The 14,798-nt window shown below is 64.4% G+C and carries 12 protein-coding genes; 4 read left to right on the forward strand and 8 right to left on the reverse strand.

Annotated features, from left to right (window positions below):
• The first annotated feature begins 27 nt into the window (after positions 1-27).
• Genes LOY42_RS21635 through LOY42_RS21645 form a run of 3 tightly spaced genes read left to right on the forward strand, consistent with a single transcriptional unit; the run spans position 28 to position 3,578 of the window.
• Entirely contained in the window at positions 28-945 is a 918-nt protein-coding gene (locus LOY42_RS21635; RefSeq protein ID WP_139668798.1) for a putative 2-dehydropantoate 2-reductase, read from the forward strand.
• Positions 946-982: 37 nt separating this feature from the next.
• A complete protein-coding gene (locus LOY42_RS21640) occupies positions 983-3,010 on the forward strand; it encodes an ATP-binding protein (RefSeq protein ID WP_102682684.1) in 2,028 nt (675 codons plus the stop codon).
• Position 3,011: 1 nt separating this feature from the next.
• Positions 3,012-3,578, forward strand: coding sequence for a cob(I)yrinic acid a,c-diamide adenosyltransferase (locus tag LOY42_RS21645; RefSeq protein WP_139668796.1), 567 nt, complete (start codon positions 3,012-3,014; stop codon positions 3,576-3,578).
• A 139-nt stretch (positions 3,579-3,717) separates the two neighbouring features.
• On the opposite strand, the gene LOY42_RS21650 is transcribed toward LOY42_RS21645, so the two are convergent.
• The 4 genes from LOY42_RS21650 to secA all read right to left on the reverse strand — a co-directional run bounded on the left by LOY42_RS21650 (position 3,718) and on the right by secA (position 9,427).
• A complete protein-coding gene (locus tag LOY42_RS21650; protein ID WP_102682682.1) occupies positions 3,718-4,662 on the reverse strand; it encodes a Nudix family hydrolase in 945 nt (314 codons plus the stop codon).
• Positions 4,659-5,291, reverse strand: a complete 633-nt coding sequence (locus tag LOY42_RS21655) for a glutathione S-transferase family protein (protein ID WP_139668794.1) — start codon at positions 5,289-5,291, stop codon at positions 4,659-4,661. The genes LOY42_RS21650 and LOY42_RS21655 overlap by 4 nt, the downstream gene beginning before the upstream one ends.
• Positions 5,292-5,385: 94 nt before the next feature.
• On the reverse strand, positions 5,386-6,603 hold the full coding sequence (gene argJ, locus LOY42_RS21660; RefSeq protein WP_102682680.1) for a bifunctional glutamate N-acetyltransferase/amino-acid acetyltransferase ArgJ: 1,218 nt from the start codon (positions 6,601-6,603) through the stop codon (positions 5,386-5,388).
• 88 nt (positions 6,604-6,691) lie between these two features.
• Positions 6,692-9,427 carry a preprotein translocase subunit SecA gene (secA, locus tag LOY42_RS21665; protein ID WP_111531711.1) on the reverse strand — a complete coding sequence of 912 codons (2,736 nt, stop codon included), beginning with the start codon at positions 9,425-9,427 and terminating at the stop codon, positions 6,692-6,694.
• 334 nt (positions 9,428-9,761) lie between these two features.
• Here secA and LOY42_RS21670 point away from each other — a divergent pair, with 334 nt between their 5' ends.
• A complete protein-coding gene (locus tag LOY42_RS21670; protein ID WP_110700451.1) occupies positions 9,762-10,223 on the forward strand; it encodes a DUF721 domain-containing protein in 462 nt (153 codons plus the stop codon).
• A gap of 145 nt (positions 10,224-10,368) precedes the next feature.
• On the opposite strand, the gene lpxC is transcribed toward LOY42_RS21670, so the two are convergent.
• The 4 genes from lpxC to LOY42_RS21690 form a co-directional block, all read right to left on the reverse strand.
• Positions 10,369-11,280, reverse strand: a complete 912-nt coding sequence (gene lpxC, locus LOY42_RS21675) for a UDP-3-O-acyl-N-acetylglucosamine deacetylase (RefSeq protein ID WP_046857004.1) — start codon at positions 11,278-11,280, stop codon at positions 10,369-10,371.
• A 112-nt stretch (positions 11,281-11,392) separates the two neighbouring features.
• The gene (gene ftsZ, locus LOY42_RS21680) at positions 11,393-12,589 is read right to left on the reverse strand and encodes a cell division protein FtsZ (protein WP_016395521.1); all 1,197 of its coding nucleotides are present in this window, start codon (positions 12,587-12,589) and stop codon (positions 11,393-11,395) included.
• Between the two features lie 55 nt (positions 12,590-12,644).
• Positions 12,645-13,913, reverse strand: a complete 1,269-nt coding sequence (gene ftsA, locus LOY42_RS21685; protein WP_094010215.1) for a cell division protein FtsA — start codon at positions 13,911-13,913, stop codon at positions 12,645-12,647.
• Between the two features lie 14 nt (positions 13,914-13,927).
• On the reverse strand, positions 13,928-14,797 hold the full coding sequence (locus tag LOY42_RS21690; RefSeq protein ID WP_023629819.1) for a cell division protein FtsQ/DivIB: 870 nt from the start codon (positions 14,795-14,797) through the stop codon (positions 13,928-13,930).
• Position 14,798: the final 1 nt, after the last annotated feature.

The raw sequence follows: 14,798 nt of genomic DNA on the forward strand, positions 1-14,798 counted from the left end.
CTCATTATAACGGGTTGCGAAACGCAGATGAGCAGCACCTGGCATATTCTCGGCGCCGGCAGCCTCGGCAGCCTCTGGGCCTGTCGCCTGGCCCGCGCCGGCAAGGCGGTCCGCGTGATCCTGCGCGACCAGCAGCGCCTGGCCGCCTATGAACGCAAGGGCGGGCTGACCCTGGTGGAGCAGGATGCCCAGCACCACTATGCGATCCCTGCGGAGAGCTTCGACGCGCCCGGCCCGATCCATCGCCTGCTGGTCGCCTGCAAGGCCTACGACGCCGCGCCTGCCGTGGCGCGCCTGGCCCCCAGGCTGGCCCATGGCGCCGAGCTGGTACTGTTGCAGAACGGCCTGGGCAGCCAGGACGAGGTTGCCGAGCAGGTGCCCCACGCCCGCTGCATCTTCGCCTCCAGCACCGAGGGCGCGTTCCGCGAAGCCGACTGGCAGGTTCGCTTTGCCGGCCACGGTTTCAACTGGCTGGGTGATCCGGCCAGCCCTGGCATGCCATCCTGGTTCGACGACCTGCACGACGCCGGCATACCGGCCCAGTGGGCGCTCGACATCCCTGCTCGCCTGTGGCGCAAACTGGCGCTCAACTGTGCGATCAACCCGCTGACGGTACTGCACGACTGCCAGAATGGCGGCCTGCTCGGGTACCTGACCGAAGTCGACCCACTGTGCGACGAACTGGTCAACCTGCTGCAGCGTTGTGGCCAGCCCGAAGCGGCCAGCGACCTGCACGAGGAAGTACAGCGGGTGATCCTGGCCACCGCGGCCAACTACTCTTCCATGTACCAGGATGTCCGCCATGGCCGGCGCACCGAGGTCCACTACCTGCTCGGCCACGCCTGCCGCACCGCTGGCCGACACGGCCTGGCAGTGCCGCAACTGGAACACCTGCACCGGCGCCTGGTCGATAACCTGCAGGCGCGTGGCCTGCGCAGCGACTGATTCTGCCCATTCATCGGATACGGACCCCCTCAGACCCATGACCCTGCGTCAACGCCTGGAAAACCTACCGGTCGGGCAGAAGCTGCTGGCGGCCTTGCTGGTGCTGCTGGTGACCATCCTGCTGGTGGCCAACCTCGCCTTCATCAGCGCCGCTTACTGGATCACCCAGGAGAGCATGGCGCCCCAGGCCCTGCAGACCATCGGCAAGCTGGTGTCCAACCCGCAGCTGTCCTCACGGGCCGGCGACTCGCCGGAAGCCGCCACGGCGCTACTGAAGGAGCTCGACAGCTACTCGCCATTGCGCGCGGCGGCCATCTACGGCGGCGACGGGCGCCTGCTGGCGCAACTGCAACATGGCGAGCCGCTGAGCCTGCCCAAGCGCTACCGCAACATCGATGGCTGGCGCCTGATGGAGTTTCGCAGTACCCAGCTGATCCGCCTGCCACGCAACGCCGCGCCCCCCGCACACCTGCTGCTGGTGGCCAGCAGTGAACTACCCACGGCGTTCTACACCGGCACCCTCTCCGCCAGCCTGGCCATCCTGGTGTTCAGTGTGCTGCTGTGGCTGCTCATCGCCCGGCAGATCAAGCGCCTGATCACCCTGCCGATCAATCGCCTCGAAGAACTGACCCGCCAGGTCACCCGCGAGGAAAGCTATGCCCTGCGCGCCCAGCGCGGCAACGACGACGAAATCGGCGGCCTGGCCGAGGCGTTCAATACCATGCTGTCGCGCATCGAAGCCCGCGAGCAGCAGCTCAAGCGCACCCGTGACGAGTTCCAGGATGCCTATGACCAGGCCCAGGGCCTGGCCGAGGAAACCCGCCATACCAACCGTAAGCTGGAACTGGAAGTCCAGGTGCGCAGCAAGATCGAGAAAAAACTCACCGGTTTCCAGAACTACCTGAACAGCATCATCGACTCGATGCCCTCGGCGCTGATCGCCCTCGACGAACAGCTCTACGTCACCCAGTGGAACCACGAGGCCACGGTGCTCTCCGGGACACCGCTGGACGAAGCGCTGAACCAGCCGATCTTCCTCGCATTCGAGCCGCTCAAGCCGTTCTTGCCGCAGCTCAAGGAGAGCGTGGAGAAGCACCGGGTCGCCAAGGTCGAGCGCGTCACCTGGCCCAAGGGCGAGGACCTGCGCCACTACGCGCTGACCTTCTACCCGCTGATGGGCGGTGGCGGACGCGGCGTGGTGATCCGTATCGACGACATCACCCAGCGTCTGTCACTGGAAGAAATGATGGTGCAGTCCGAGAAGATGCTCTCGGTCGGCGGCCTGGCCGCCGGCATGGCCCACGAAATCAACAACCCGCTGGGCGCGATCCTGCACAACGTGCAGAACATCCGCCGCCGCCTGTCGCCGGACCTGCCGCGCAACCAGGAGCAAGCCAGCGAGCTGGGCATCGACCTGCCGGCCGTCAATCGCTACCTGGACAGCCGCGAAGTGCCACAGTTGCTCGACGGCATCCAGCAAGCCGGCGCACGGGCCGCCAAGATCGTTACCCACATGCTCAGTTTCAGCCGTCGCAGCAACCGTCAACTCGCCCCTTGCGACCTGCCGGCGTTGATCGACCAGGCGGTGGAGATAGCCGGCAACGACTTCGACCTGGCCATCGGCTTCGACTTCAAGGGCCAGGCCATCGTCCGCCAGTTCGACCCACAGCTGGGGCCGGTGCCCTGCACCGCCAACGAACTGGAGCAGGTGCTGCTGAACCTGTTGAAGAACGCCGCCCAGGCCATCCACCAGCGCCCGCAACCCAGCGAGCCCGGGCGTATCACCTTGCGCACCCGGCTCAACCCGCCCTGGGCAGAAATCCAGGTCGAGGACAACGGCGTCGGCATGCCCGAGACGGTGCGCAAGCGCACCTTCGAGCCGTTCTTCACCACCAAGGAGATCGGCCAGGGCACCGGCCTGGGCCTGTCGGTGTCGTACTTCATCATCACCAACAACCACAAGGGGCAGATGGAAGTACAGTCGACCCCGGGCCAGGGCACCTGCTTCACCCTGCGCCTGCCCCTGAACCAGGCCCAACCGGCCCCCCTGAACACGGAGACATGACATGGGCTATCGCCTGTCGAAGATCTATACGCGCACCGGCGACAAAGGTGAAACCGGCCTGGGCGATGGGCGCCGAGTGCCCAAGGACCATCCGCGCGTCGAGGCAATCGGCGAGGTGGACAGCCTCAACAGCCAGCTTGGCGTGTTTCTGGCGGGTCTGGCCGAGGCAGGGTTGGGCGAGCTGATCGAGGTGCTGGCGCCTTGTCAGCATCGGCTGTTCGACCTGGGGGGCGAGTTGGCGATGCCCAGTTACCAGGCGCTGAACAGCATTGAAGTGGAGCGCCTGGAGGCCGCGATTGACCGCTGGAACGACGAGCTGGGGCCACTGAAGAACTTCATCCTGCCGGGTGGGTCGGCACTGGTGGCCCAGGCGCATGTGTGCCGCAGCCAGGCGCGGGCGGCGGAGCGGCGGTGTCAGCAGTTGAATGCCATTGAGCCGCTGGAAGGGGTGGGATTGGCGTATATCAACCGGTTGTCGGATCTGTTGTTCGTGGCAGCGCGGATCATTGGGCGACGGCAAGGCATTGCTGAAGTACTGTGGCAGGCGGCCGAGAAGCCTCAGGGCTGAAATCGCCGGGGCTGCTTTGCAGCCCTTTCGCCGGCAAGCCGGCTCCCACAGTTACATCGCCGACCTTCGGTCAGTGGCGAACCTGTGGGAGCCGGCTTGCCGGCGAAAGGACCGCAAAGCGGTCCCTCTCACGAGTGACTCAAATCTCGGGCCAGAACGCCCGAATCCCCGCCACGCCCTGAGCACCGGCATCCCACGCCTGTTCCCGCTCACCCGGCCCGACCCCACCCAACAGGAACACCGGGCGGCTGATCGTGCCGATCAAGCGCTGCGCCTCATCCCAACCGAGCGGTGTGGCATCCGGATGCGTCTGGGTCGCCTGCACCGGCGACAGGGTGACGAAATCCACCCCCATCTGCTCGGCCAATGCCAGCTCCTCGGCACTGTGGCAGGACGCCGCCAGCCAGCGCTCCTTCGGGAATGGCCGGCCCTTGGCCGCGTACTTGCGCAACTGCGCGGCGGTCAGGTGCCAGCCGGCCGACGGGAAGTCGCCCAGCCATTCCAGCGGCCCCTTGAGCATGAGTTGCGCCTTGCCTGCGCACAGGCCAACCGCGTCGACCGCCACATCGCGGTACTTCGGGTCGTACATGTCCGGTGCCCGTAACTGGATCAGCCTGATACCGCTGGCCACGGCCTTCTGGATACCCTTGAGCAACTCGGGCACTTCCAGACCGTCCGGGGTGATCAGGTATTGATCGGGCAAACGCGCGGCGGCGACGATCGGCTTGTTGGCCTCGGGGAACGCATACTGGCCCAGGTCACGCGGAGCCACCCACGCCAAAGGCTGCCCTTCTGCCCCATGTGGCTCACCGGTAAAGCCATCCACCTCTCGCACATCCAGCAACACCTGCTTGTCCGGGTAATCGTGGCTGACCTTGATCAGCGGGCGCGAACCCGTGACCTCGATACCCAGTTCCTCGCGCAGCTCACGGGCCAGCGCCGCTTCGACGCCCTCCCCCGCTTCCACCTTGCCGCCGGGGAACTCCCACAAGCCGCCTTGATGCTGAGTATCCGCACGACGGGCGATCAGGATGCGACCATCGGCACCACGGATGACCGCTGCCACTACATGAATCCGCTTCACCCTTCACGCTCCGCCAGGCCAGCCTGCTGCCAGGCCTGGAAGGCCGGCCACTGGTAGATGGTTTCGATATAGGCGGCGGCCTCGGCCGGCACCTCGACGCGGTAGGTGCGCAGGCGCACGGCCACCGGGGCGAAGAAGGCATCGGCCAGGGTCGGCCGGCCAAACAGGAACGGGCCACTATCTTTGGCCACCAGGCGGCACTCGGACCACAGGGCGACCATGCGGTCGATGTCGACCTGCACATCCAGCGGCACGCCTTCCAGCGCCTGGTCGCGGGACAGGTCGAACGGCATGGCGCCGCGCAGGGCGAAGAAGCCGCTGTGCATCTGGGCACAGGCCGAACGCGCCTGGGCACGGGCCGCGATGTCGTCCGGCCACAGGCATGCTTGCGGATGCTGCTCGTTGAGGTACTCGGCGATGGCCAGGGAGTCAGCGATGACGCCATGCTCGGTCTTGAGCAGCGGCACCTTGCCTGTGGCCGAGAACGCCAGCAGGCGCTGGCGGGTATCGGGCTGGTTGAGTTTGATCAGGGTTTCTTCGTAAGGCACGCCGGCCAGGTCAAGGGCCAGGGCGCCGCGTAGCGACCAGGAGGAATACAGCTTGTCGCCGATGATCAGGTGATAGCTCATGGTTCGGCTCCATGTTGCGGGCAGTGTGCGGTAATCGCGGGGCAAGCCCGCTCCCACCAAGCTGTGCGTGGGAGCGGGCTTGCCCCGCGATGGGTCAGGTGCGGTATTCGGCGTTGATCTTCACGTACTCGTGGGACAGGTCGGTGGTCCAGATGGTTTCGCTGCACTGGCCACGGCCGAGCTCGATGCGGATGGTGATCTCTTCCTGGGCCATCACCGCCGAGCCCTGCGCCTCGGTGTAGCTCGGGCTGCGCCCGCCTTTGCTGGCGATGCACACGCTGTCCAGATACACGTCGATCAGGCTGACATCCAGTTCGGGCACGCCGGCGCGACCGACAGCTGCGAGAATGCGGCCCCAGTTGGGGTCGGAGGCGAACAGCGCGGTCTTGATCAGCGGCGAGTGGGCCACGGCATAGCCAACGTCCAGGCATTCCTGGTGGTTGCCCCCACCGTTGACCTGCACGGTGACGAACTTGGTGGCGCCTTCGCCGTCACGGACGATGGCCTGCGCCACCTCCATGCACACTTCGAACACCGCTTGCTTCAGTGCTTCGAACAGCGCGCCGCTGGCCTCGGTCACTTCCGGCACATCGGCCTTGCCGGTGGCGATCAGCATGCAGCAGTCGTTGGTCGAGGTGTCGCCGTCGATGGTGATGCGGTTGAACGACTTGTTGGCGCCGTCGAGCATCAGGTCCTTCAACACCGCCGGGGCGACCTTGGCGTCGGTGGCGATGTAGCCGAGCATGGTGGCCATGTTCGGGCGGATCATCCCCGCGCCCTTGCTGATGCCTGTGACGGTGATGGTCTTGCCGTCGAACTGGAACTGACGGCTGGCGCCCTTGGGCAGGGTGTCGGTGGTCATGATGCCGGTGGCGGCTTCGGCCCAGTTGTTTTCCGACAGGTTGTCCAGGGCGGCCTGCAGCGCGCCTTCGATCTTCTCGACCGGCAGCGGCTCGCCGATCACGCCGGTGGAGAACGGCAGGACCGACTCGGCCGGCACGCCGGCCAGTTCGGCCAGCCTGGCGCAGGTGCGCTCGGCGGCGGCCAGGCCCGGTGCGCCGGTGCCGGCGTTGGCGTTGCCGGTGTTGGTCAGCAGGTAACGCACGGTGCCCTGCACGCGCTGCTTGGAGAGGATCACCGGGGCCGCGCAGAAGGCGTTGAGGGTGAACACGCCGGCGACGCTGGAGCCTTCGGCGCAGCGCATCACCACCACATCCTTGCGCCCCGGGCGCTTGATGCCCGCCGAGGCGATACCGAGTTCGAAACCGGGAACCGGGTGCAGGGTGGGCAGGGGACCAAGACCAACAGCCATTAGAGCGCTCCTAGATAAATCGGTTGAGAACAAAAAGCGGGGCCGCAAAGCGGCCCCGGATGTGTCACGTTACTGCAGGTGGTTCAGATCATTCAATCTGACCATGGCAATGCTTGAATTTCTTGCCCGAGCCACACCAGCAAGGCTCGTTGCGACCGAGCTTCATGTCGTTGCGCACAGGGGCCGATGCGACGGCGACTTCAGCGCCCTCCTCGGCCAGTTGCTCGCCTTCCAGGCCTGGTGCGGCGGCGTGCTGGAATTGCATGCGGCTGGCCAGTTCCTCGGCCTCGCGGCGCAGACGGGCTTCTTCCTCGACCGGGTCTTCGCGACGGACCTGAACGTGCGACAGCACGCGGATGGTGTCGCGCTTGATCGACTCGAGCAGCTCCTGGAACAGGGTGAAGGATTCGCGCTTGTACTCCTGCTTGGGGTTCTTCTGCGCATAGCCGCGCAGGTGGATACCGTGGCGCAGGTGGTCCATGGTCGAGAGGTGGTCTTTCCACAGATCGTCCAGCACGCGCAGCAGGATCTGCTTCTCGAAGGTACGCAGGGCGTCGATGCCGGCCTGGTCTTCCTTCTCGTTGTAGGCGTCGGTGATTTCCTTGAGCAGCTTCTCGCGCAGGGTCTCCTCGTAGAGGTGATCGTCTTCGTCGAGCCACTGCTGGATCGGCAGCTTCATGGCGAAGTCGCTGGACAGCGAGGCCTCCAGGCCGGCCACGTCCCACTGCTCGGGCAGCGACTGCGGCGGGATGTGCTGGCTGATGGTGGCATCGAGCACTTCCAGGCGGAACTCGGCGATGGTGTCACCGATGTTCTCGGCCGCCAGCAGGCTGTTGCGCATGTGGTAGATCACCTTGCGCTGTTCGTTGGCCACGTCGTCGTATTCGAGCAACTGCTTGCGGATATCGAAGTTGCGACCCTCGACCTTGCGCTGCGCTTTCTCGATGGCGTTGGTAACCATGCGGTGCTCGATGGCCTCACCGGACTGCATGCCCAGCGCCTTCATGAAGTTCTTCACCCGGTCGGAGGCAAAGATGCGCATCAGGCTGTCTTCCAGCGACAGGTAGAAGCGGCTCGAGCCGGCATCGCCCTGACGGCCGGCACGGCCACGCAGCTGGTTGTCGATACGCCGCGATTCGTGGCGCTCGGAGGCGATCACGTGCAGGCCGCCGGCCTCCAGCACCTGCTGGTGGCGCTTCTGCCAGTCGGCCTTGATCTGGGCGATCTGCTCGGCGGTCGGGTTGTCCAGGGCGGCGACTTCGGCCTCCCAGTTACCGCCCAGCAGGATGTCGGTACCACGACCGGCCATGTTGGTGGCGATGGTCAGGGCACCCGGCGCACCGGCTTGCGCGATGATCTCGGCTTCTTTCTCGTGGTACTTGGCGTTCAGGACCTTGTGGTCGATACCTTCCTTCTTGAGCAGGTTGGACATGTGCTCGGAGGTTTCGATGGTCGCGGTGCCGACCAGGACAGGACGGCCCTGGGCCATGCTTTCCTTGATGTCGGCAATGATTGCCGCGTACTTCTCGTCGGCGGTCAGGTACACCAGGTCGTTGAAGTCCTTGCGCGCCAACGGCTTGTTCGGCGGGATGACCATCACGTTGAGCGCATAGATCTGCGCGAACTCGAACGCCTCGGTGTCGGCGGTACCGGTCATGCCGGACAGCTTGGTGTACAGGCGGAAGTAGTTCTGGAAGGTGGTCGAGGCCAGGGTCTGGCTTTCGGCCTGGATGTTCAGGTTTTCCTTGGCCTCGATGGCCTGGTGCAGGCCCTCGGACAGGCGGCGGCCCGGCATGGTGCGGCCGGTGTGCTCGTCGATCAGGAGGATCTGGCCGTCCTGGACGATGTACTCGACGTTGCGATGGAACAGCTTGTGCGCCCGCAGGCCGGCGTAGACGTGGGTCAGCAGGCCCAGGTTGTGCGCGGAGTACAGGCTCTCGCCCTCGGCCAGCAGGCCGGATTGGGTGAGCATGTCCTCGATGAACTGGTGGCCGGCCTCGTTCAGTTCGACCTGGCGGCTCTTCTCGTCGATGCTGTAGTGACCCTCTTGGGTCACCTGGCCTTCGACTTCCTCGATGTGCTGGGTCAGGCGCGGGATCAGGCGGTTGATCTCGATGTACAGCTTGGAGCTGTCCTCGGCCTGGCCGGAGATGATCAGCGGGGTACGCGCTTCGTCGATGAGGATCGAGTCGACTTCGTCGATCACCGCGAAGTTCAGCTCACGCTGGAACTTCTCGTCCTGGCTGAACGCCATGTTGTCGCGCAGGTAGTCGAAACCGAATTCGTTGTTGGTGCCGTAGGTGATGTCCGCGGCGTAGGCGGCGCGTTTCTCTTCCGGTGGCTGGAAGGCCGAGACGATGCCCACGGTCAGGCCGAGGAACTCGTACAGCGGGCGCATCCAGTTGGCGTCGCGGCGGGCCAGGTAATCGTTCACCGTGACCACGTGCACGCCCTTGCCGGACAGCGCGTTGAGATAAACGGCCAGGGTACCGACCAAGGTCTTGCCTTCACCGGTACGCATTTCTGCGATCATGCCTTCGTGCAAGGTCATGCCGCCGATCAGCTGGACATCAAAGTGACGCATGCCCATCACGCGCTTGCCGGCCTCGCGGGCCACGGCGAAGGCTTCAGGCAGCAGTTGATCAAGCGTTTCGCCTTTGGCCAGGCGCTCCTTGAACTCTGCGGTCTTGCTCCGCAGCTGCTCGTCGGAGAGGGCCACCATCTTCTCTTCGAAGGCATTGACGGTGCTCACCGTCTTGAGCATGCGTTTGATTTCACGCTCGTTCTTGCTTCCAAAAAGTTTTTTTAACAAAGGCGCAAACATATCGGCAGGATCTTCCACACGTAGGGATGGAGGGCGGCCCCATGAGTCGCCCGTGCAGCCCAGAGGCCGCATGCGAACGAGCATTCTACCCGGAAACGATGGTGAGGAAAGTGGTGGATTTCCACGATGCTGGCACAGCGCTTTTAGGGGGCTTGACTAACATAAGGGCTTTTTGCGCAAGTTCAAGGTGCGCGCAGATGAAACGTATCGCGAATGACTTGCATCAAGATCCCAGCCAGCATGGCCGTTTTCGCACGTCGCGTGGGAGCGGGCTTGCCCCGCGATCAGGCGGCGCCTGTTAAACTGCCGGTCTAGCAACCCGCCGCGAACTTCCATGGCCTACAAACCCTCTTCCGCCCACCCGCCCTCGGCCCTGCTGCGCAAGGCACGCCCGCTGCGCCTGCTGCTGAACCAGGCCGAACGCCTGGAGCACCTGCAGCGCCTGCTGGAAAGCCAGCTGCAGCCAGCCGCCCGCGAGCATTGCCACGTGGCTTCCTGGAAGGAAGGGACGTTGTTGCTGGTGGTTACCGACGGCCATTGGGCGACCCGCCTGCGCTACCAGCAGAAACGCCTGCAACGTCAGCTCATGGCCATGGAAGCCTTCGCCAACCTGACGCGCATACTGTTCAAGGTGCAACCGCCGCTGGTGGCAGCCAAACGCGAGGGGCAAGGGCCGGAGCTTTCGGAAACTGCCGCTCAGAGTATCCGAGGGTCGGCGGAAGGAATCAGTGACCCGAAGCTCAAGGCGGCGCTGGAGCGATTGGCGGCGCATGCTCAAGGGAAGGATAACGGTTGAGAGCGCTCGACTTGAACCTTGCATAGGTACTCGATATCCGCCACAACGCAGTTCTCGAACTGTTTGCCATCAGCCCGGATCCAAATCCCAGCCATAAAAAAGGCCACCCGAAGGAGGCCTTAATCACTAGAGAGAGTGTTCGAACTTACACAGCCGCAACAGGGCGCATGTACGAGATCGGTGCCGTGCTGGCATCTTCGAAGGTGACCACTTCCCAGGCGTCGGTTTCCGCAATCAGCTTGCGCAACAGCTGGTTGTTCAGCGCGTGTCCGGACTTGTAGCCCTTGAACTCGCCGATCAGGCTGTTGCCCAGCAGGTACAGATCGCCGATGGCGTCGAGGATCTTGTGCTTGACGAATTCGTCATCGGAACGAAGGCCGTCTTCGTTGAGCACACCGGTTTCGTCGACGACGATGGCGTTCTCGACACTGCCACCCAGCGCAAGGTTGTGCTTGCGCAGGTACTCGATGTCACGCATGAAACCGAAGGTACGGGCACGGCTGACTTCCTTCACGAACGAGGTGCTCGAGAAGTCGACGACCGCGCTCTGGGTCTGGCCCTTGAGGACCGGGTGATCGAAGTCGATCTCGAAGCTCACCTTGAACCCGTCGAAGGGCAGGAAAGTGGCGCGCTTGTCGCCCTCTTCCACTGTCACTTCACGCAGGATGCGGATGAACTTCTTCGGTGCGTCCTGTTCTTCCAGGCCGGCCGATTGGATCAGGAATACGAAGGGTCCGGCGCTGCCATCCATGATCGGCACTTCCGAGGCGGAGAGCTCGACGTAGGCGTTATCGATGCCCAGGCCCGCCATGGCGGAGAGCAGGTGCTCGACCGTGTCGACTTTGACGTCACCGTTGACCAGCGTGGTGGACATGGTGGTCTCGCCGACGTTGGCCGCGCGCGCCGGGATTTCGACCACAGGGTCGAGGTCGGCGCGACGGAAGACGATGCCGCTGTCGACAGGCGCAGGCTTGAGGGTCAGGTAGACCTTCTCCCCGGAGTGCAGGCCGACGCCTGTGGCACGGATGGTATTCTTCAGGGTGCGTTGTCTAATCATGGCATTGGCCGCTTCAGCGCAAATTGCGAACAGGTATCAACAAAGGCTGGGGATGATAACAGACCCGGCCTTTGCTGAACACCAATCACCCTTATACCCCTGATAAATTCCATTAATCGGCCTGACGACGCAGGAACGCCGGGATATCCAGGTAGTCCAGATCATCCTGAGGGTTGAGTTTAGCGGCTGCCGCGGCACCTGCATGGGCCTGGTTGCGCATCACGGTCGGACGCTCCAGGTCACGGTAGTTGACGGCCGACTGCTCCTGGCGAACCGGGGCCGGGTTGGAGGCCTCGTACGCCTGCTGGGCAGTCTGCAGGGTGTTGTCGACCACCTTGACCGGTTTCTCGATGCGCGCGCCCAGGCCAGTGGCCACGACGGTCACGTGCAGCTCGTCGCGCATGTCCGGGTCGATCACGGTGCCGACCTTGACCATCGCGTGGTCGGAGGCGAAGGCCTCGATGATGCTACCCACGTCGGAGTACTCGCCCAACGACAGGTCAGGCCCTGCGGTGATGTTCACCAGGATGCCGCGGGCGCCCTGCAGGTTGACGTCTTCGAGCAACGGGTTACGGATCGCCGCCTCGGTGGCTTCGCGAGCACGGTTCGGGCCGCTGGCGCAGCCGGTACCCATCATCGCCATGCCCATCTCACCCATCACGGTGCGTACGTCGGCGAAGTCGACGTTGATCATGCCCGGACGCTTGATGATGTCCGAGATGCCGCGCACGGCACCGGCCAGCACGTCGTCGGCCTTGGCGAAGGCGGACAGGAGGCTGGCGTCCTTGCCCAGGATGGTCAGCAGCTTCTCGTTGGGGATGGTGATCAACGAGTCGACGCTTTCAGCCAGCATGCGGATGCCTTCATCGGCGATCTGCATGCGCTTGCGGCCTTCGAACGGGAACGGACGAGTCACCACCGCAACGGTGAGGATGCCCATTTCCTTGGCCACTTCGGCGATGATCGGCGCCGCGCCGGTACCGGTACCGCCACCCATGCCGGTGGTGATGAACACCATGTTGGTGCCCTGCAGCACTTCGGCGATGCGCTCACGGTCTTCCAGCGCGGCCTGACGGCCGACTTCCGGATTGGCGCCAGCACCCAGGCCCTTGGTCACACCAGTGCCCAGTTGCAGGATGGTGCGCGCGCCGATGTTTTTCAGCGCCTGAGCATCGGTGTTGGCGCAGATGAACTCCACGCCTTCGATGCTGCTCTTGACCATGTGGTTGACGGCGTTGCCGCCACCACCGCCGACGCCGATCACCTTGATGACCGGACTTTGCGGGACGTTGTCTACGAGCTCGAACATTTTCCCTCTCCTTACAGTTCTCTAGTTGTCGCGCCTACCACTACTGCTTTGAAACTCAGAAGTTGCTCTGGACCCAACGCTTGAGTCGCTCAAGCACTGGCCCCTTGGGTTCATCGCCATAGCTGTTGTTGCTGCTGTTGCTGTTGCTGATACCGGTCAGGGACAGGTCCTCGGACTGCTTCTGCAGGCCGTAGGTGAGCAGGCCCACGCCGGTGGAATAGATCGGGTTGCGGACCACGTCGCTCAGCCCGCGGACGCTGTGCGGCACGCCCAGGCGTACCGGCATGTGGAAGATTTCCTCGGCCAGTTCCACGGCGCCTTCCATCTTCGCGGTGCCGCCGGTGAGGACGATGCCGGCCGGCACCAGGTCCTCGTAGCCGCTGCGGCGCAGTTCGGCCTGGATCAGGGTGAACAGCTCGTCGTAACGCGGCTCCACCACTTCGGCCAGGGCCTGGCGCGACAGCTCGCGCGGCGGGCGATCACCCACGCTCGGCACCTTGATGGTCTCGCCGGCGCCGGCCAGCTTGGCCAGGGCGCAGGCGTAGCGGATCTTGATTTCCTCGGCGTACTGCGTAGGCGTACGCAGGGCCATGGCGATGTCGTTGGTGACCTGGTCGCCGGCGATCGGGATTACCGCGGTGTGGCGGATCGCACCTTCGGTGAAGATGGCGATGTCGGTGGTGCCGCCACCGATGTCCACCAGGCACACGCCCAGTTCCTTCTCGTCGTCGGTCAGCACCGAGTAGGCCGAGGCCAGCTGTTCAAGGATGATGTCGTCGATTTCCAGACCACAGCGACGCACGCATTTTTCGATGTTCTGCGCCGCGTTCACCGCGCAGGTAACCACGTGGACCTTGGCTTCCAGGCGCACGCCCGACATGCCCAGGGGCTCGCGCACGCCTTCCTGGTTGTCGATCACGTAGTCCTGCGGCAGGGTGTGCAGCACCCGCTGGTCGGCCGGAATGGCCACGGCCTGGGCGGCATCGAGCACGCGCTCAAGGTCGGCGGTGCTGACTTCGCGATCGCGGATGGCGACGATGCCGTGGGAGTTCAGGCTGCGGATGTGGTTGCCGGCCACGCCGACGAACGCCGAGTGGATGCGGCAGCCGGCCATCAGCTGGGCCTCTTCCACGGCGCGCTGGATCGACTGCACCGTCGACTCGATGTTCACCACCACGCCCTTCTTCAGGCCGCGGGACGGATGGGTGCCGATCCCGACGATCTCCAGGGTACCGTCCTCACCGACTTCACCCACCAGCGCCACCACCTTGGAGGTGCCGATGTCCAGCCCGACGATCATTTTGCCGCTATGCGCGTTTGCCATGGTCCTGCCTCTCTCTAATTCTTCGCAACGGCGGGTTGGGCCGTCGTCGGTGCATTCGGTTCCCGCCAACCAACGGCAAGTCCGTTGGAATAACGCAGATCGATGCGGGCGATATTGGTGATCTGGTCTTTAAGCGATTTGTCGTAAATGGCAATGAAACGGCGCATCTTCTCCACCAGGTGGTCGCGCCCCAGCAGCAGCTCGATGCCAGGGCCGGCGCTACCCGCGCCAGTGGTCAGGAACCAGCTGCCTCGCTCGCGCAGCTCCAGGCGAGCGATGGAAAAGCCCATGGGGCGCAGCATCTGGCTCAATACCTGATACTGCTGCATGACTTGTTGCTGAGCGCGCTGCGGCCCGAACAGCTGCGGCAGGTGCTCATAGTTGGCCAGTTCGCGCGGGGTGAAGGCCTGGCCCTGGTTGTTGAGCAAGGCCTCGTCGCCCCAACGCGCCACCGGCAACTGTTCTTCCAGGCGGATCACCACCTCGTCCGGCCACACCCGGCGCACCTCGGCGTGGGCGATCCAAGGCATCTGCTCGAGCTCGACGCGCATCGCCGCGAGGTCGACGGTGAAGAAGCTCGCCGCCACGTAGGGCGCGATACGCTGCTGCACCGCCTGCTGGCTGATGTAGCTGAGATCACCCTGCACGGCGATCTTGGTGATCGGCCGGTCGGCGTAGGGCATCAGGCGAATGGCCCCCTCATAGGCGCCAAAACCGGCGGCCACCAGCAATACCGGCCACAGCAGGCGCTTGAGGCCGCCGAAGCTTGGCCGCGGCAGGCGCGCCGATACGGGCTCGTCGGCCACCAGTCGGCTGGCACCACGCGGCACCGGCTTGCTACGGCCGGTAACGGGTGGCTGCTGACGTATCATCGCGCCTTGCATG

The organism is Pseudomonas sp. B21-023, from assembly GCF_024749165.1.
Taxonomy (GTDB): Bacteria; Pseudomonadota; Gammaproteobacteria; order Pseudomonadales; family Pseudomonadaceae; genus Aquipseudomonas.